Raw genomic sequence first — 18,902 nt, 5'->3', positions numbered from 1 at the left:
GTTCAAAACGTTCTCGCGTCAGCCATCCTGAAACTATGCTGGCTGTTGTTGTAACTGATACCCGCCTTGCTCCAGCGGTTTTAACATCGGCAGACAGCCCAACAACCGCCGGGTATAGGGATGGCGCGGATTATCCAACACATCGTCACTCCAGCCGCTCTCCACCAGCTCGCCTTTCTCCATGACCAAAATACGGTCTGCAACCTGCTCAACCGCCCCAAGATCGTGGGTGATAAAAAGGCAGGCGAAACCATAGTGGTTCTGTAACCGTTTTAACAACTGCAGAATCTGTTTTTGTACAGTCATATCGAGAGCTGATGTCGGTTCATCTGCGATGATAAACGCAGGACGGCGGATAATCGCCCTGGCGATCGCGACCCGCTGACGCTGTCCTCCCGACAACTGATGCGGATAACGGGTCAAAAACATCTCGCCCAGTCCCACCTCATCAAGAACCTCACGTACACGTTGCTCGCGAGCACGGCGATTCATCGTTGCCACCAGCAGGAGCGGCTCTTCAAGGATCTGCGCGATGTACATTCGCGGATCCAGTGAAGAAAATGGGTCCTGCTGAATCATCTGACATTCGCGACGCCAGCTGGAAAGCAGTTTCTTATCCGCATTGCTAATCAAATGCCCGCGGAACGCCAGGGTCCCACGACTGGCCTTTAACATGCCGGCAATCAGTTTGCCGATAGTCGTTTTACCTGATCCGCTGGCCCCGACCAGCGCGACAGTCTCCCCCGCGCGCACGTTAAAACTGACGCCGTTTACCGCTTTCGTCACGGAAGCCGAACGAAACCACGCTTTACGGCCGGTATAGGTAATCTCGACATCAGTCAGCGCGATCACGCTTTCCGCCGCTAATAAGCGCTGCCGATCCGGAGGGGGCTGGCGTACCGGCAACGCTTCCAACAGACGGCGGGTATAAGGATGCTGCGGATCCGCTAACAGACGTTGGCTACTGTTCTGCTCCACCAGCTCACCCTGTTCCATCACCATAATGCGCGAGGCATAGCGTGCCACCATCGATAAATCATGGCTGATAAGGATCACCGCGCTGCCCTTTTCCGCCGTCAGCGTCAGCATCAATTCCATCACTTCATGCTGTACCAGCACATCAAGCGCCGTAGTCGGTTCATCGGCAATAATCAGTTTCGGCTCCAGCAGCATCACCGCGGCAATCATAACCCGTTGACGCATGCCTCCGGAAAACTCATGGGGATAACGCCCAAGCAGACTTTCTGCCTCCGTTAAACCAACTCGCTCCAGCATGGCAATGGTTTTTTCTCGCCGCTCACGTTCCGTCAGTGAGGTATGCAAAACCAACCCTTCATCAAGCTGGCGGCCAATGGTCATCGCCGGATTCAGAGACGTCATCGGTTCCTGGAAAACCATGCCGATTCCCGCACCACGCAGGCGCCGCAGTTGTTCCTGATTAAGCTGCTGTAAATCCTGACCATCGAACACCATGGCGTCTGCCTGGCTGACGATACCGGCAGGCAATAGTTTGATGAGGGAGCGCATCGCCAACGTTTTACCACTGCCTGACTCACCTACCACAGCCAGCACTTCTCGCGGCGCCAGAGAAAAAGAGAGGCCTTTCACCACTTCACGCTCCGCCGCATTCACCCGCAGGTTGGTCACCTGCAATAATGGCGTCTGATTGTTCATCATTGCATCCTCGGATCAAGATAATCACGGAGCGCATCACCCAGCATATTGACGCCCAGCAGCGCCAGAGAGATACAGCCCCCCGGGAGCAGAGCCAGCCAGGGCGCTTGTGCCAGATAACTACGACTTGCCGCCAGCATATTTCCCCATGTCGGCTCCGGCGGCGGCACGCCCAGCCCTAAGAAAGAGAGTGCGCTTTCCGAAATTAACACCCAGCCAAGCATCGACGTCCCGAGTACGGTAAGCGGCGCAAGACAGTTCGGCAGAACATGTCTGCGCAAAATGGTCAGTTCGTTATGCCCCATTATCCGGGCGGCTGCGACAAAATCCGCTTCCCGTAGCCCCATGACCGTTCCACGCACAATACGTACCACCGACGGCGTATATGCCAGTCCCAGCGCGAGAATAATACCGTAGCGGTTATTACCGAGGATGCTTAGCAACCCCAGCGCCAGAAGGATGCCGGGGAACGCCAGCAATGTATCGGTTATCATCATAATGAGCCGGTCCACCACACCCCGCAGATAGCCGCTAATCAGCCCCAGAACAATACCGACCAGCAGGGCGAAGCCCACCGTCACCAGCGAAATGGTCATGCTGGCGCTGGCCCCGGCCAGTAAGCGACTGAGCACATCACGGCCATATTCATCGGTGCCGAGCAGGTATTGCGCGCCAGGCGCCTGCAGACGCTCCAGAATATTTATCCGACCAGGATCAAACGGCGTCCAGAAAAAGCCCAACACGCCAGCCAGCACGATGATGCCAATCAATGTCATCCCCAGCAGGGCATTGGGCGCGAGAGACATTCGTCTTTTCATCAGGCGGAAACCCTCGGATTAAATAATGGATAAAGAGCATCAATCAGCAGATTGGTCAGAACGTAGAGCGTGGCGATAAACAGCATACAGCCCTGGATCACTGGATAATCACGTGCGTAAATAGCATCAACCAGCAGGCGTCCCAGGCCGGGAAGACTGAACACCGTCTCTGTCACCGCTACGCCGCTCAGCAGATTGCCGAGCGTTAAGCCAATCAGCGTCCATGTTGGACCAAAAGCGTTAGGGAACACATGACGCGCCAGTACGGTGCGCTCGCGCAGCCCTTTGGCACGCGCGTGGGAAACGTAATCCAGCCGCAGCACTTCCAGCGTACTGGCGCGCATCATGCGCACCAGCGCCCCTATCTCAACCAGCACCAGCGTCATTACCGGCATCAGCAGGTACAGAACCCCAGCTTTCAGGTTGTCGCTTAACGCGACGTAACCAACCACCGGCAGCCAGCCCAGATGCAGGCCAAACAACAACAGGATAAGCAGCCCCATCCAGAAGCTCGGAATCGACAGCAAAAAAGTGGAAAACATAACCAGGCCGGTATCAAGCGATGAGTTTTGTTTCCACGCCGCCAACATTCCGGCGGGTACAGCCAGCAGCGAAGCTATCGCGATCGCCGCCAGCACCACGCTGAGCGTCACGCCGAAGCGTTGCAAAATTAGCGGCAATACGTCCTGTCCACTTTGAATCGAATGGCCGAAATTACCCTGCAACACGTTGCCAAACCAGATAATGAACTGCTGCACCATTCCCTGATCCAGGCCCATGCTGTGACGCAGATCGGCAAGGCTCGCTTCCGTCGCCATATCGCCCAGCATCAGCAGCGCCGGATCTCCTGGCACCATGCGCGTGAGCAAAAAGACCATCACCGTTACCAGCAGCAACGTGGGAATGGCGGTCATAATACGGGTAAGCAGGAACTGCAACATGTGCGTCTCCTTATCTCATCAGGCCTTGCTGACATTCCACAACCTCGCGGCTGCCGCCAGCCAGGATTTATAACCGCTGATCGCCTTACGGTGAGCGACAATATCCAGCCCCGGATAGAAGATAATCAGCGGGACATCCGCAATCATCAGTTGATGGAGTTTATCCGTCACGGCCTGGATTTGCGCCGGATCGTCGAGGGTAGCCAGTTTGTCGGTCATCGCAATAGCCTCGGGGTTCCCCCACACTTTGCGTTTCTGTTTGGCTTTGTCGCCAGTAATCTGCTCAAAAGCCAGCGCAGGATTGAAGCGCGCAGAGTAGGTGAAAGTCATCATCTGATAACGTCCGGACTGATAACGCTCCAGTTGCGTCGCCCACTCCATCGTGGTCACATGAGCATTGATCCCCGCGCCTTGCAGCATCGCCTGGATGATTATCGCCATATCAAAACTCGGCACGGTGGCGCGTTTATTGGCGATAATCTCCAGCGGTTGCCCCTTATAGCCAGCCTCTTTCAGCAGTTGCGCGGTACGTGCCGGATCGTATTTGTACCCTTGCTTCTGAACATTGCTGTAAAACGCCGAGGACACGGAAATATTGGAGTTGGACGCATGTGCCATATTCTGACTGGTACCAAGCGCGATCTGTTCGCTGTCAAGCGCAGAGGCTATCGCCTGGCGCAGCTTGACGTTTTTCAGCAGCGGATCGTTAGTCTGAATCAACATGACGTGACGCTGGGCGTTCGGCGCCACTTCGAGGACGATATTGGGATCTTTTTTCAGGTCACTGCCGTCAATCGGGCTGACCTGGGCCAGATCCACGGCTCCGGATTGCAGACCGGCTTTCACCGTCGCCGCATCCGGGACGGTCATAAAGCGCACCTCATCCACCAGCGCTTTTTTACCGCCGACAAAGCCATCCGGTTTTCCCGGCAAAGCGCTGTAATCGGCAAATCGTTTCAGAGAAACATATTCGCCATGCTTCCAGTCACCAAACATAAAGGGGCCGGTACCTATCGGCGCAATCCAGGAACCATCTGACGCCACCGATTTCGGACTGATCACGGCTGCCGCGCCGCAATCAGTACGGGCCAGCGTATCAAGGAACAGCACCACCGGTTTTTCCAGCTTCATAACCACCGTGTTCTTATTCGGCGCGCTGACGTCAGTCACGTGAATCAGGCCACTGCCGTCAAATTCACGCAAACATCGCCACTGAGTTTTCGGATCGTTCCAGTGCTTCCAGCTCCACACCACATCCTGCGCCGTCATGGTGTCACCATTGTGAAATTGCACCCCCTCGCGCAGATGAAAAGTGTAGGTTTTCCCCCCATCACTAACATCCCATGATGAGGACAGCATCGGTCCGACCGTACCATTCTCACGATACCCGACCAGCCCTTCCACCACGTGCATCAGCACATCGTCGGTATTGCCGTCGCGGTTGACGCCGGGCTGACTGCTGCGGATATCCTGATTGAGGGCGAAACGAATAACTTGGGTGTCAGCCGCCTGCGCCATCACTCCCGGCATGAGCAGAGCCACCGCAAATAAAAACTTTTTCATACCAGCCTCTCTATTAGTTGAGCGTGTAACGCGTAAAGTTACGATTCAGCGCCGGAAGCGGCGCGACATCCATCACGCCATCGGCAGGAGTCATCACAATCATCGCCACGGTGGCGGACAAATCGCTGCTAAAACCAGGACGTGGCGGGCGGCACACCGAATAGGGGAAACCGAAATCATCAAAAAAGGCATTTTTCATCGCCTCTTCTCCGGGTTTTTCTATACCGTTCAGCAGTTCGCTAACGCGCCATCCTCGGTAAAGCGAATCGGGGGACGCTTCAATTCCCTCTTCACGGACTTTTCCACGCGCAGCTAAGCTGTCCCAGTGGTTGGCATGCACTAACAGACCGTTTTGCGGATACAGGGTGAAGCTCTCGTCCGGCGCGCATTCAAAGTCGATGGCGAAACCTTCTTTGGTACTGAGGATCATATTGTTGGAGCAGGACTTCGGCGTGGTGGCAACCACTCTCATCGCTAACGCCATATGTTGCTGTTCCAGCGCTTTACGTCGAATCAGCGACAGCGGGACACCCTGCTGCCGATAGTCGCGCTCACAGCGTAGATAGTTGGCGGTAATGGCGATGCCCGCGCTGTTCATACCGCTGCGGCCAAGCCCTCCGGCCTCAACGAAAGTCAGCACATCCGGTCCCTGCTCGCGTTTGATCTTCACCACCACGGAACTCTCTGCGCATTCGGCGCGCCAGTCCCAGTTCTGCCCGTGGATAAGTTTGCCGTGGCGGCTGCGATCCGGCAGGATCACCGCGCCGGTACAGCCGTCTTTTATCGTGTTGTCATGCGGCGTGGTACAGCATTGCAGGTTGCGCGCCTGAGCGATCACCTCGGTGCGGGCATTAATCATAATAATGGCGTCCAGCGGCACGCCGGACGCGGCAGAAATTCCCCGCATCTCATCAAGATAATCGGCGTCGAAATTGTGGATGATGGCGCTGAAACTGTTGATAAGATCGTCGCGCTGCTCGCGGCGAATATGCAGAGCATCAAGCTGGTCACCATAGATGGCGACGCTGGCGTGAATTCGCGCTTTTGCCTGTTCGCCATACTGGCAACCGCGCTCATACGGTGTACCGGAAATTTCAATTAACGGAAAAGGTTGCGTCACGTTGTTTGCTCCTCAGCGATGTGTCTGCAAAACGCGCAGGAAGAAATCTTTTACCTGCTCCAGAACTTTCATCCCGTCATGACCGACGTTCGGCACAATATCCTGAACGGCGTCGACACCCTGTTCGCGCAGGCTGTTCAACAAAGCCGTGTTGCGTTCGATACGGGTGGTTCCGGCATCATTACAGCCAGGCATGTAGTAGCGACCACCAGGTTTATGCGTAATTTCCCAGGTTTCGAGATCCACTTTCCCCACCACAAGCTGTACCGCCACTTCGCGTAGCGCACGGTAATTCAGTGGATTACCGAACAGTTGCTCAAAGTTCTGCACGCCTGGCCACCAGGCCTTATTGTTATCAAGTAACGTAACGGACCCCGGCGCACCGATAGAGACGCCGAGCAATTTTTCAGGATGGATATAGAGAAAACGATGAGCAAAATGTCCCCCCCCTGAGTACCCAAACAACAGAAACTGGCCAAAGTCATACCCCAGTAAGGCACTGACTTCGTCAATCATCGCCAGCAGCACCAGGTCGTAGCGGATATCCTGTTCGATAATGTACTTAAAACCGTGAGAATTGCCGTCGCCCAGCGGCCCTACCGGGAACAGAGGCGCCAGCACGACACAACGGTTATAGCGGGCGAATTCGGCAAAAGCATCGCGATACTGGACCATCGAACGCCCGGTACCGTGCATCGCAACAATCAAACGGTACCCGTTCTTGTCACCATCAAAGCCCGGCGGGACATACAGGCAGTACTGAAAGCGAGGATCGCGTTGACTGGAAAAGATGGTAGTACTGCCACGATAGTAAAGCGCCATACTACGCACGGCAGCATCTTCTGAATTCTCTTTAATATCATTTTGTTGCATAAATCTCTTGCCTATTTTGTCGCTGTTTAAATTCGATTCAAACATAAAACCAAAATTGGCGCCAATTTAAAAAACAATTTATTAACAAAAGATATGACTCATGCCACAATTCCCCTCCTGGCAGATAAAAAAACGATAACGACATTGTTTACGCTGGCGAAAAAACAGTGAACCCGCCATTATCAGAAGCGGGGACAGCAGCATAAAATCACAGGAAACAGCAGAAGGAACAGAAGATATGACGCACCGCAAAAGCGCACTGGTGCATGTCGCCAATCGCCTCGCGATGGACATCAATACCGGGGAATTTCAGCCAGGTTCATGGCTGAAGCAGGTTGAGCTGGCTGAACGGTATCAATGCACGCGCAGCGAAGTACGCCGGGCGTTGGATCAATTGGTTATTGAACGTCTGGTGCAACATGTCCCAAACCGGGGCTACCATGTTTATACGCCTAATGAGCAGCAACGCCGTAACATTTCTTCCATCCGGGCAATCCTCGAAAGTGCCTCGGCAGCCGATATCGTGGAGCATATTCAACCACAGCAGTTGGATACCCTGCGCCAGTGTGCGGAGCTGTTCGAGCACTACACCCAGTACGGCACGCTACTGCAGCAGTATGAATCTAATCTCAGTTTCCACCGCGCGCTTCTCGCCCCTTGCTCTAATCAGGACATGATTGAACTTATTTTTGAATTACGCAGCCGGGTACCTTCCGCAGCCCTGGGGCAATGGAACTCTCACGCCAGAATCGTTCAGTCATCAGAAGAGCATTTTGCAATGGTGGCCGCCATTGAACGGAAAGATGCGGCTGCGCTGGCACAACTTTTACGGCAGCACATCCTGCAGGAAGATAATCCCAGACGGAACGGGTAAAGAGGCTCCTCCGCCGACGAGCTATCGTTGTTCGGTTCTGTCCCGTTAGGCACGTTCCGCCCTGTTTCCTGTGCGGCCCTTTTGGCCTCTCCCAACATCGGTATGGCAATAAAAATCTGCCTCTCTGAGGCTGAATTTAACATCAGACTGCCAGCATCAGGCGGAGTCGCGTTACGCTTGACGTTTGGCAACGCGCTTTTCAGGAGGAGTCTACCGTTTGTGCAACCCTGGCTGGAGCCGCCAATACAACAGAAGGCGTTGCCGGAAATCGCAACGCCTTCTGTTTTACACGATACCCACAAGATATCGCCGTTTTTTCACACAATCGGCTCAGACCAGCGCCTGAAGCTGCTCCCGCATATAAGAAGTGAAGAACTCCGGGTTTTTGATAATAATGCGCTCGCCGGAGGCGATTTTATCCGCCCATCCGGCGACTTTTTTCGTGAACCCGCTATTCCACCCCTCTTTTTCACCTCGCGCCATCACATCGGCAGCGCTGGCTGGCACCCCTAACTCGTGCAAATATTTCAAAATTCCCTTAGCTGTACTTTCATCCATGGTATGAGGTACTGACGCCGACGTGTTCATACCGCCAATAAAATCCAGGGCTTTATCTATCGCTGTTGGCATGCTCTTATCCTTAAAATTAACCATGTCGTGAACTGCTTATACTATGGACCCAGGTCAGTCGGGGTATCAAAGAGATCGTTGCCTTTATTTGATTCAGACCGCAGTCAAACGCTTGCGTGGCGATTTTCTGCACAACGGGGGCCATGACTGCGGCCAGGACAAGCAGGGAAAAGACTACTCAACACGCTTGCGCTTAAACTGACTGGCGTCGATATCGTACTGCTTCATTTTGCGCCACAGGGTGGTGCGACCAATATTCAGCAGTTGCGACATCTCCTGTACCCGCCCGCTGGTGACGCGGGCGGCGTGAATAATCGCCTCTTTCTCAATGGCGCTAAAGGTCAGGCTGGCAGGCAACAGTGACGAGCTCACGTCTGCACCAGGCCGTTCGGCAAACAGATACTCCGGCAGATTGCTCAGGCGAATATGGCCGTTATCGCTGCTGATGGCGATATTCTCAATCACGCTGTTAAGTTCAAAATCATTGCCCGGCCAGGAGTAGGCCACCAGTTGCGCCAGCGCATCATCATCCACCTTCAGCCGTGAGGAAAAACGCTTCTCCAGGCTCTTCAGGCGATTATGCACCAGCGACGGTATACTGTTCCGCCGCGCCCGTAGCGGGGGAATAATAATTTCAAAGGAGTGCAATGCGTAATAAAGCTGACGGCTAAAACGGTTTTGCTCCACCAGATTGGCGAGATCGACGGTGGTAGTGGCAATCACCTTAACATCCACCGGAATCAGTCGACGCGCATCAAGGCGCGTTAACACCCCCTGCTTGATCACCTGCAGCAGCGCGGATTGCAGCTCTGGCGCCAGATACTCTATTTTTTCCAGAAACAATGTGCCGCCATTGGCCAGCTCAAGACGGCTGAGACGACCATTTTCATCGTCCGTCGGCGCGCTGCCCATAAAATCCTGCCCCAGAACGCTGTCAGCATACAGCTGGCAGTTAACCGCGATATAGGGCCCGCCGCCCCGCTCGCTCTCATTATGGATAGCCTGGCTGAGCAACTCTTTGCCCACGCCTTCTTCACCGCACAACAGCACCGGAAAAGCGCCGCGCGCCGCCTGACGACCAAAGTGGATCAGCCGCCGGGTTTCCGGGTCGTCATCCGACATCTGTTCAAAGGTATGGCTCACTTTTCCCAACTGGCTGGTCATCAACTGGCGCATCTGTTCGACCGGATGCAACAGCAGAATAAAACTGTTGCCCTGCTCTTCGACAATCGGTTTAAGGGTAATGACCGCATCAACAAACTGATGCTGACTCTCGAAGGTGACTTCCACATGATTCAGCCCGCGTGCGCGCTTAATCGCCCGGCGCAGCAGAGCCGGGAGCGTCACCAGTTCGTTGATATTTTTCCCCTGGCTGGCCTGCGCATCAAGATGCAGCAGCGTCGCGGCCTGCACGTTAAGAAACTGCAAAATACCCTGTTCATTCCACGCCATCACCCCGTCGTCCATACTCTCCAGCAGACCGTACATCTGATTAAGATGACGATTGGACTCAGCCAACAGGCTATCGGTAAGCAGCGAGTTGCCCACTTCCCGCGCGATGGCCAGCGTCAGAGAGAGGTCAGCCACCGCCTGCTCATCGCTCAGGCAGCACAACGAAATGGAGCCAAACAGACGTCCATGGTTATCAAACACCGGCGTGGAGCTAAATGACCAGGCATGTAAAGCCTGTTTAAAGTGCTGATCGCCCGTTGTTTTAACCGGTTGCCCAAGCATAGAAGCCAGCGAAAGCGCACAGCTACCAATAATGCTTTCCGCGCAATAGCTGCCGTCAAGAAACCCCAGTTCCGCCAGTTGGGCGAGCGTCTGCGGATCGCCGCAACGGCTGAGAATACAGGCAGACTCATCGAGGATAAATAACGCGCAGGGACGACTATCCATAAACTCCCAGGCGTCTTCCAGCGCCGCCTGGCCAATCGTCAGCAGCGCTGTCTTACGCCGACAAATTGATTCAAAAGTCAGTCCCTGTGCCTGATGCGGCGCCCGCCAGGTGTCCCGCTGCATAAATTTGCTGCAGCGATGCCATGACTGGGTTATTACCAAAGGCAAGCTCTGCGTCTGCACCATCATATCCATTTCCGCTGTTGCATCCCCTCTCTCCCTTTCCGCGGCGGCAGCCAGAAAAGGAGGCCCCCTCCTTCTCTTTAACGCACCGGGGCCGACGATAAATTATCGCGCCAGCCACTGCTGGCCCAGCAGATCGGCGGTCAGAATCGCCGCATAGACGCTCTGTGCGCTGACCGGGAACGGCATATTGTGGATGGTTTCGCCTTCGGCGCAGGTCGCTTTTGCTACCGCCTCGATTTTACCTTCGATCCCCTCTTTTTTGAGACCCATTTGCGCCAGCGTGACCGGCAGACCGACTTTCTGGCAGAAGTTCAGCACCGTTTCAATCTCTTCCATCGGACTATTTTGCAGCACCAGCTGCGCCAGGGTGCCAAACGCCACTTTTTCGCCGTGATACAAATGGTGGCACTCTTCGAGGATGGTAAAACCATTGTGAATGGCGTGCGCAGCGGCCAGACCGCTACTTTCAAAGCCAATGCCGCTGAGGTAGGTGTTCGCTTCAATAATACGTTCCAGCGCATCGGTCACCACGCCGGACTGAGCGGCGAGACGGGCTTTTTCGCCTTCCGCGAGCAAGGTATCATAGCACAGGCGCGCCAGGCTCAGAGCCGCCGCCGTGGACTGTCCGCCCGCCATACTGGTGGCTCTGGCGTCGTAGCAGGCCTTCGCCTCAAACCAGGTCGAGAGCGCATCGCCCATTCCTGCCACCAGCAGGCGTACCGGCGCTTTAGCGATAATCGCCGTATCCATCACCACCATATCCGGGTTTTTCGGGTAGATAAGATACTCTTCGAACTCACCGGCTTCGCTGTAGATGACCGACAGCGCGCTGGTCGGCGCGTCGGTGGAAGCAATGGTCGGAATAACCACTACCGGCAGCTTCTGGTAATAGCCAATCGCTTTTGCCGTATCAAGCGTCTTGCCACCGCCAACGCCAACCACGCCGCGGCAACCATGCTGTTTCAGAATAGCGATCAGGCGATTGATTTCAACATGGCTGCACTCGCCATTAAAACGCTCCGCATGGCAACTGATGTTGTGGCTGTTCAGGCCATTCAGCACGTTGTCCCCCGCCAGCTTCATCACGAAGTCATCGGCGATCACAAAAAAACTGTCCGCCAGGTTTTTAGCGTACTGACCAAACAGCGTGGATGCATCCGGGCCCTGGAGATATTTGGCTGGAGATTGAATAACTTTTAGCATTTCGTTCACCCTCAAATAAGTGCATGTTGTGACATGATGCGCCCCGGCATTTCCCCGTCCGGCCTCATATTTACGTGCGCGAACCGACGTGCTGCCTGAGCGATGCCATCACTGTAGGGCGAGCGGCGGGTAAAAAAACGTCTCTCTATTTTGTCCCGATATGAAACGGAACGTAAAATTTATCGTTTCATATTGGAACACTAATTTGCAGGAAACGACGGGATTGCGATCCCGATCCGCTCATTTTCGGCAGAAGAGAGTCAATAACCTGATAAACATCATAGTTTATCTGCTTCATGCCCGGAAAAAGCGGCAAAATTAACGCTCCGGCACGCCGCTAATCCCGGTCAGGATGAGATAAAAAAAATCGCCTGGCGTCGCATTTTCCCGCATTCCCCATCAAAAACGTTTCATTACGGAACAAAAAATAATAATTAGGTTTCGTAATGAAACTCGTTTGATGGCGATTTTTTTTTCCGCTAACTCAGCCAGAATCACTACATCGCCGGATATCGTCAGGCGGTAACCCCTACCCGATGACCGCCTCCGTCAGCAGAGAGGCCGCATCGAAACCTCCGACGGAGAATAAACAATGAAAAAACTGATTAACCGTGTCGAAGATGTACTGAGTGAACAATTAATGGGCCTGGCTAAAGCCCACCCTGAACTGACGCTGCATCAGGACCCGGTCTACATGACCCGCGCCGACGCGCCGGTAGCCGGAAAAGTGGCGCTGCTCTCCGGCGGCGGCAGCGGGCATGAGCCGATGCACTGCGGTTATATCGGCCAGGGCATGCTCTCCGGGGCCTGTCCGGGTGAGATTTTTACCTCCCCGACGCCGGATAAAATGTTCGAGTGCGCCATGACAATTGACGGCGGCGAAGGCGTACTGCTGATTATCAAAAACTACACCGGCGACATTCTTAATTTCGAAACCGCCACCGAACTGCTGCATGAAAGCGGCGTGAAGGTCACCACCGTAGTGGTCGATGACGACGTAGCGGTAAAAGACAGCCTCTACACCGCCGGGCGTCGCGGGGTTGCCAATACCGTGTTAATTGAGAAGTTAGTTGGCGCGGCCGCTGAACGCGGCGACTCGCTGGAGGCCTGCGCCGAACTGGGACGCAAGCTCAACAATCTCGGTCACTCTATCGGCATTGCGCTCGCCGCCTGTACCGTTCCGGCCGCCGGACAACCTTCATTTGAACTGCAGGATGACGAAATGGAGTTCGGTGTCGGCATTCATGGCGAGCCGGGTATCGACCGTCGCCGCTTCACTTCACTCGATCGTACCGTTGACGAGATGTTCGATACTCTGCTGGAAAACGGCGCCTATAGCCGGACGCTGCGCCACTGGGATGGCACAAAAGGGGCGTGGCAGGACGTACAGCAGACGAAACAGGCGCTGCAAAAAGGCGACCGGGTTATCGCCCTGGTCAACAATCTCGGCGCCACGCCGCTGTCGGAGCTTTATGGTGTCTACAACCACCTGACGCAGCGCTGTGAGGAAACCGGCATCGTTATCGAACGCAATCTTATCGGTAGCTACTGTACCTCCCTTGATATGGTGGGCTTTTCCATCACCCTTTTAAAGGCTGATGACGAAACGCTGGCATTATGGGATGCCCCGGTCCACACCCCGGCGCTGAACTGGGGAAAATAAGGAGAACGACATGTCATTAAGCAGAACGCAAATCGTCGACTGGCTCTATCTCTGCGGCGAAATTTTCACCAAAGAGAGCGATTTTTTGACCGGACTGGACAGAGAAATTGGCGATGCCGACCACGGCCTGAATATGCATCGCGGCTTTAGCAAGGTGGTGGAAAAACTGCCATCCATTGCCGATAAAGACATCGGTTTCATCCTTAAAAATACCGGTATGACGTTGCTCTCCAACGTCGGTGGCGCCAGCGGCCCGCTGTTCGGCACCTTCTTTATTCGCGCAGCCCAGGTGACCCAGGCCCATCAGAGCCTGACCCTGGAAGAGCTTTATCAGATGATCCGCGAAGGCGCGGACGGCGTGGTCAATCGCGGCAAAGCGGAGCCGGGCGATAAAACCATGTGCGATGTCTGGCTGCCGGTGGCGGAATCGCTGCGTCAGTCCAGCGAGCAGCACCTGTCGATACAGAGCGCGCTTGACGCCGCATGCGAACGGGCGGAAGCCGCCGTTCACGCCACTATCACCATGCAGGCCCGCAAAGGCCGGGCCAGCTACCTCGGCGAGCGCAGCGTCGGGCATCAGGATCCGGGCGCAACCTCGGTGATGTTTATGGTTCAGATGCTGGCCGCGGCGGCCAAAAAGTAAGGAAAACGCGATGGTAAACCTGGTTATTGTTTCTCATAGTGCCCGGCTGGGCGAGGGTGTCGGGGAACTGGCCCGGCAGATGATAATGAATGATGGCTGCAAGCTGGCGATCGCCGCCGGGATTGACGATCCCGCAAGCCCGATCGGCACCGATCCGATTAAGGTGATGGAAGCCATTGAATCAGTGGCCGATACCGATCATGTACTGGTGATGATGGATATCGGTAGCGCCCTGCTCAGCGCCGAGACCGCGCTGGATCTGCTCGATCCAGCGATTGCCGCGAAGGTTCGCCTTTGCGCCGCGCCATTAGTCGAAGGCACTCTGGCGGCCACGGTCAGCGCCGCCGCCGGAGCCGGTGTCGATAAGGTGATCGAAGACGCCATGAATGCGCTGGAAGCAAAGCGCGTACAGCTGGGAATACCATCGCAACCGCAACACGACTCGGTTGCCGCCGTGCTGGCCGACGATCGTGATGCCCGTTCTGTTTCCGTGGTGATTAAAAACCACAACGGCCTGCACGTTCGTCCGGCCTCGAAGCTGGTCGCCGCGCTGGCCGGGTTCAATGCCGACCTGGTGCTGGAGAAAGGGGGAAAATGCGTCACGCCGGACAGCCTCAACCAAATCGCCCTGCTTCAGGTGCGCTGTAATGACACGTTAAGGCTGCTGGCCCGCGGCCCTGACGCCGACGCCGCGCTGGCGGCATTCCAGGCGCTGGCGGCAGAGAACTTCGGCGAAGCAGTAGACGCGTCCCCTGCGCTTCAACCCGTCACGGCCGCCCGCGTTCAGGGTGAAGTCGTGCGCTGTCCGCAGCCGCAGGCTATCGTCACGCGAGAAAAATGCGCCGATATCGGTCAGCAGCAGCTGCGCCTGAAACGGGCTATCGACCGGACGCTGGAGGACCTTAGCACTCTGGCGACCCAGGCAGAAGAGAAGTACTCTGCCGATATCGCGGCAATCTTCTCCGGGCATCATACCCTGCTCGACGACCCCGATTTATATGAAGCGGCATGTGATATCGTGCGCAGCGAACAGTGCTGCGCGGAATGGGCGTGGCAGCAGGTACTGAGCGATTTAAGCCAGCAATATCGCCATCTCGATGATGCTTATCTACAGGCTCGCTATATTGATATTGAAGATATTTTACAGCGCACGCTGCGCCATCTTGAAGGTGCCAGCGAATCGCTGCCGCGCTTTAACGCGCCGACTATCCTCGTTGCCGAGGATATCTTCCCTTCCACCGTTCTGCAGCTCGACCCGCAGCAGGTTAAAGGCATCTGCCTGCAGGAAGGAAGCGAGCTCTCTCACGGGGCGATCATCGCCCGTCAGGCGGGCATCGTCATGCTTTGCCAGCAACGCGATGCCCTGAAAACGCTACACAATGGCGATACCGTCACCCTTGATATCCCCGACAAATGCATTATTCGCGGGTAGCTTTTACCTCACTTTGCCCCCGGAGGCGGGATCTCCGGGGGAAGCGCGCCGCGTAAATCTGCACTGCTGGCCTTCGCGCTTAGGGGAACAACAGGCGGTTTCGCGACTTATTTGCTGTGCCAGTAGGCCTGAGAACGCACCAGCTGCGGGTCGATCTCTTCACCTTCAAAGCGCGCCAGCAGCGATTTCACCACCGCCCCTTCGCCGGTCACCCAGATAAAGTAATCTTCAGCCGGAACCACCACCTGCGCCAGGCGTTCAGCCACGGCGGACAGGTTATGTCCGACGATCCACTCAATATTAAAGCCACTAAGATCCGCAAAGTAATCTTTATAAGACTCATCGCCAATGCTGACGATCGCCGTCACCAGCGGACGCGTCGGGAGTTGTAGCAACCCCTGCAGACGGCGGCGTAACGCGGGCATGCCAGACTCATCACTCACGTACAACTGCCAGGCGTAATCTTCCGGCACCACTAATGACCCCCGCGGACCGCCGATCACCAGCTTGTCGCCCGCTTTTGCCGCCTGCGCCCAGCGGCTGGCGATCCCGCCATCGTGGATAAAAAAGTCATAGGCCAGTTCGTGACGTTCAGCATCATACAGCGGCGTATAGTCTCGTGCCGCCGGACGCACGCCCGCGCCCCAGTTAATGCCTTCATCCGTGACTTCCGGCGGGGTAAACGCTGTGCCGGCAGCGGGGAAAAAGAGCTTGGTATGATCATCAAACCCCCGGGAAACAAAGCCGTCCAGCGCCTCGCCACCCAGTATGATACGCTGGAAAGCGCTACCGATGCGCTCAACGCGCAGCACGGTTAACTCACGAAAACGCAGCTCGTTACGAACGCGTTGTGGGTATTTAGATTGATTGGTCGTGGTCATCTTCAGTCGCCTTCGTGAACAAAATAGATATATCTAAAAATCTTGCAAATGATAATGATTGCCGTTAAAAAAGAATGCAAGAATTTTCTTGATATAAAAATAACAAAAGGCAAAAAAAGATAATAACCAAAATTAAATTCTTATATATCAAATAAATAAAAAATAAATCTTTTTTCATATTGCGAGAAGATATTTTTTAGATATAAATTAGATATATCTAATATGGAGGAATGGAATATGAGACATCATCACGAAGAAGGGCGTGGACCGTGCGGGCACCGCGGGGAACACGGCGAACATGGCCGCAGAGGCGGCGGACGTCGGCAGCGTTTCTTTGGTCACGGCGAGCTGCGTCTGGTTATTCTGGATATCCTTACCCGTAACGCCAGCCATGGTTACGAATTGATTAAAGAGATTGAAACCCTGACCCAGGGCAACTACAGCCCCAGTCCCGGCGTTATCTATCCGACGCTTGATTTACTCCAGGATCAAGGTCTCATCAGCGTTGCCGACGAGAACGGTCGCAAAAAAATCGCCATTACCGCCGAAGGCAGCCAGCTGCACGCGGAAAACCAGGCGCAACTGGAGCATATTCACACCAGGCTGCAGGCGCGGATGGTGGGTTGTGAACTACGTAAAAATCCACAGATGAAGCGCGCGCTGGAGAATTTTAAGGCGGTACTGGATTTAAAGGTTAACCAGCAGGAAATGACCGAAGCTCAGCTAAAGCAAATCGTCGGCGTGATAGACCGCGCGGCAATGGAGATCTCCCAGCTCGATTAGGCGGTGCCCCGTACCAGTGCGTGGCGCCGCCTAATCCTCTGCCCTGCCGCCGGGCAATCTGCACCGCCGCGAAGCACGCGGCGCTCGCCCTCCGTCATATCGATTCGTGGCTGCAGGAGTAAAGCATGCCAATAAATTCACGATGAGATTAAATTTTGCTCAATCGCAATTTCACGTTGCGTTTATCCCGATTTTCCTCGCCTGTGCCGAAGTGGCGTAATCCCTGCAATACTTAATTCAGTATCGTGTGATACGTCCCGTCAAGGAGCACATTTTGAACAGGTTACCTTCCAGCGCATCGGCTCTGGCCTGTAGCGCGCACGCACTGAATCTCATTGAGAAGCGAACGCTTGATCATGAGGAGATGAAATCACTTAACCAGGAGGTCAGGGAATACTTTAAAGAGCATGTGAATCCAGGATTTTTAGCGTACCGAAAATCGGTCACTGCTGGCGGGGATTACGGGGCCGTAGAGTGGCAAGCGGGAAGTCTGAATACGCTTGTCGACACTCAGGGACAGGAGTTTATCGACTGCCTGGGTGGGTTTGGGATTTTTAATGTAGGGCACCGTAATCCAGTTGTTATTTCCGCCGTCGAGAATCAGCTCGCTAAACAACCTCTTCATAGCCAGGAACTTCTGGACCCGCTGCGGGCCATGCTGGCCAAAACGCTGGCGGCTTTAACGCCCGGCAAACTGAAATACAGCTTCTTTAGCAATAGCGGCACCGAATCGGTCGAAGCGGCGCTGAAGCTGGCGAAAGCCTATCAGGCGCCGCGCGGCAAGTTTACCTTCGTCGCCGCCAGCGGCGCATTTCACGGTAAATCGCTGGGCTCGCTCTCGGCCACCGCTAAATCCACCTTCCGTAAGCCTTTTATGCCGCTTCTGCCGGGATTTCGTCATGTGCCGTTTGGCAATATCAACGCCATGCGCACGCTGCTCAGCGAGTGCCAAAAAACCGGTGATGACGTCGCAGCGGTGATCCTTGAGCCGATTCAGGGTGAAGGCGGCGTTATTCTGCCGCCGCCGGGCTACCTGCCAGCAGTGCGGAAGCTGTGCGACGAGTTTGGCGCGCTGCTGATCCTCGATGAAGTGCAGACCGGGATGGGGCGCACCGGCAAGATGTTTGCCTGCGAGCACGAAAACGTGCAGCCGGATATTTTATGCCTTGCCAAAGCGTTAGGCGGCGGCGTCATGCCGATTGGCGCCACGGTCGCCAGCGAAGAGGTATTTTCGGTGCTGTTCGACAACCCATTCCTGCACACCACGACTTTCGGCGGTAATCCGCTGGCCTGCGCGGCGGCGCTGGCAACCATCAACGTACTGCTGACGCAAAACCTGCCCGCGCAGGCGGAGCAGAAAGGCGATATGCTGCTGGACGGCTTCCGTCAACTGGCCCGCGAATACCCGGATCTGGTCAATGAAGTCCGCGGCAAAGGCATGCTGATAGCGATAGAGTTTGTCGATAACGAAATCGGCTATGACTTCGCCAGCGAGATGTTCCGCCAGCGGGTGCTGGTGGCCGGAACGCTGAACAATGCAAGGACGATTCGTATCGAGCCGCCGCTGACGCTCACTCTTGAACAGTGTGAGCAGGTGTTAAAAGCAACCCGCCTGGCGCTGGCAGCATTACGGGTGAGCGTTGAAGAAATATAACACATTGCCGGATGGCGCTACGCTTATCCGGCCTACAGGAATCCGATCCGTAGGCCGGATAAGAC

The 18,902-nt window shown here is 55.2% G+C and carries 16 protein-coding genes; 6 read left to right on the top strand and 10 right to left on the bottom strand.

What is annotated here, in order from left to right:
* Positions 1 to 33: 33 nt before the first annotated feature.
* Genes FE839_RS19780 through FE839_RS19755 form a run of 6 tightly spaced genes read right to left on the bottom strand, consistent with a single transcriptional unit; the run spans position 34 to position 6,989 of the window.
* Positions 34 to 1,677, bottom strand: a complete 1,644-nt coding sequence (locus FE839_RS19780; RefSeq protein ID WP_138362483.1) for a dipeptide ABC transporter ATP-binding protein — start codon at positions 1,675 to 1,677, stop codon at positions 34 to 36.
* The gene (locus FE839_RS19775) at positions 1,674 to 2,480 is read right to left on the bottom strand and encodes an ABC transporter permease (protein WP_241675651.1); all 807 of its coding nucleotides are present in this window, start codon (positions 2,478 to 2,480) and stop codon (positions 1,674 to 1,676) included. The genes FE839_RS19780 and FE839_RS19775 overlap by 4 nt, the downstream gene beginning before the upstream one ends.
* An 11-nt stretch (positions 2,481 to 2,491) precedes the next feature.
* Positions 2,492 to 3,433: an ABC transporter permease gene (locus FE839_RS19770; RefSeq protein WP_138362481.1), complete on the bottom strand. Its 942-nt coding sequence runs from the start codon at positions 3,431 to 3,433 to the stop codon at positions 2,492 to 2,494.
* Positions 3,434 to 3,451: 18 nt separating this feature from the next.
* Positions 3,452 to 4,996, bottom strand: coding sequence for an ABC transporter substrate-binding protein (locus FE839_RS19765; protein WP_138362480.1), 1,545 nt, complete (start codon positions 4,994 to 4,996; stop codon positions 3,452 to 3,454).
* 13 nt (positions 4,997 to 5,009) lie between these two features.
* Positions 5,010 to 6,116: a C45 family autoproteolytic acyltransferase/hydrolase gene (locus FE839_RS19760; RefSeq protein ID WP_206665980.1), complete on the bottom strand. Its 1,107-nt coding sequence runs from the start codon at positions 6,114 to 6,116 to the stop codon at positions 5,010 to 5,012.
* A 12-nt stretch (positions 6,117 to 6,128) separates the two neighbouring features.
* Positions 6,129 to 6,989: an alpha/beta hydrolase family protein gene (locus tag FE839_RS19755; protein ID WP_138362479.1), complete on the bottom strand. Its 861-nt coding sequence runs from the start codon at positions 6,987 to 6,989 to the stop codon at positions 6,129 to 6,131.
* A gap of 238 nt (positions 6,990 to 7,227) precedes the next feature.
* Here FE839_RS19755 and FE839_RS19750 point away from each other — a divergent pair, with 238 nt between their 5' ends.
* Positions 7,228 to 7,863: a GntR family transcriptional regulator gene (locus tag FE839_RS19750; protein WP_138362478.1), complete on the top strand. Its 636-nt coding sequence runs from the start codon at positions 7,228 to 7,230 to the stop codon at positions 7,861 to 7,863.
* Positions 7,864 to 8,193: 330 nt separating this feature from the next.
* On the opposite strand, the gene FE839_RS19745 is transcribed toward FE839_RS19750, so the two are convergent.
* From FE839_RS19745 to FE839_RS19735, 3 genes are all read right to left on the bottom strand, one after another.
* Positions 8,194 to 8,517, bottom strand: a complete 324-nt coding sequence (locus FE839_RS19745) for a DUF1889 family protein (protein WP_138362477.1) — start codon at positions 8,515 to 8,517, stop codon at positions 8,194 to 8,196.
* 150 nt (positions 8,518 to 8,667) lie between these two features.
* Complete coding sequence (gene dhaR, locus FE839_RS19740) at positions 8,668 to 10,581, bottom strand: dihydroxyacetone kinase operon transcriptional regulator DhaR (RefSeq protein ID WP_138362476.1); 1,914 nt, start codon at positions 10,579 to 10,581, stop codon at positions 8,668 to 8,670.
* Positions 10,582 to 10,680: 99 nt separating this feature from the next.
* Positions 10,681 to 11,781, bottom strand: coding sequence for a glycerol dehydrogenase (locus FE839_RS19735; protein WP_138362475.1), 1,101 nt, complete (start codon positions 11,779 to 11,781; stop codon positions 10,681 to 10,683).
* Positions 11,782 to 12,373: 592 nt separating this feature from the next.
* On the opposite strand from FE839_RS19735, the gene dhaK reads away from it, so the two are divergent.
* The 3 genes from dhaK to dhaM are packed head-to-tail and all read left to right on the top strand — an operon-like array spanning position 12,374 to position 15,519.
* Positions 12,374 to 13,444 (top strand): dihydroxyacetone kinase subunit DhaK, encoded by a 1,071-nt coding sequence (dhaK, locus tag FE839_RS19730; protein ID WP_138362474.1) that lies wholly within the window; start codon positions 12,374 to 12,376, stop codon positions 13,442 to 13,444.
* Positions 13,445 to 13,454: 10 nt separating this feature from the next.
* Positions 13,455 to 14,087 carry a dihydroxyacetone kinase subunit DhaL gene (gene dhaL / locus FE839_RS19725; RefSeq protein ID WP_138362473.1) on the top strand — a complete coding sequence of 211 codons (633 nt, stop codon included), beginning with the start codon at positions 13,455 to 13,457 and terminating at the stop codon, positions 14,085 to 14,087.
* Between the two features lie 10 nt (positions 14,088 to 14,097).
* Positions 14,098 to 15,519 (top strand): dihydroxyacetone kinase phosphoryl donor subunit DhaM, encoded by a 1,422-nt coding sequence (dhaM, locus tag FE839_RS19720; RefSeq protein ID WP_138362472.1) that lies wholly within the window; start codon positions 14,098 to 14,100, stop codon positions 15,517 to 15,519.
* 107 nt (positions 15,520 to 15,626) lie between these two features.
* Here the strand turns inward: dhaM and FE839_RS19715 are convergent, their stop codons facing one another.
* Entirely contained in the window at positions 15,627 to 16,400 is a 774-nt protein-coding gene (locus FE839_RS19715) for a siderophore-interacting protein (protein ID WP_138362471.1), read from the bottom strand.
* 237 nt (positions 16,401 to 16,637) lie between these two features.
* Between FE839_RS19715 and FE839_RS19710 the strand changes: the two genes are divergently transcribed.
* Positions 16,638 to 17,183, top strand: coding sequence for a PadR family transcriptional regulator (locus FE839_RS19710; RefSeq protein WP_138362470.1), 546 nt, complete (start codon positions 16,638 to 16,640; stop codon positions 17,181 to 17,183).
* 274 nt (positions 17,184 to 17,457) lie between these two features.
* Positions 17,458 to 18,837, top strand: a complete 1,380-nt coding sequence (gene ygjG, locus FE839_RS19705) for a putrescine aminotransferase (protein ID WP_171034929.1) — start codon at positions 17,458 to 17,460, stop codon at positions 18,835 to 18,837.
* The last annotated feature ends 65 nt before the right edge of the window (positions 18,838 to 18,902 follow it).

Source organism: Klebsiella indica, assembly GCF_005860775.1.
Classification (GTDB): domain Bacteria; phylum Pseudomonadota; class Gammaproteobacteria; order Enterobacterales; family Enterobacteriaceae; genus Klebsiella; species Klebsiella indica.
Note: the sequence above shows the minus strand (reverse complement) of the source record. Positions and strands in the feature narration are given on the sequence as shown.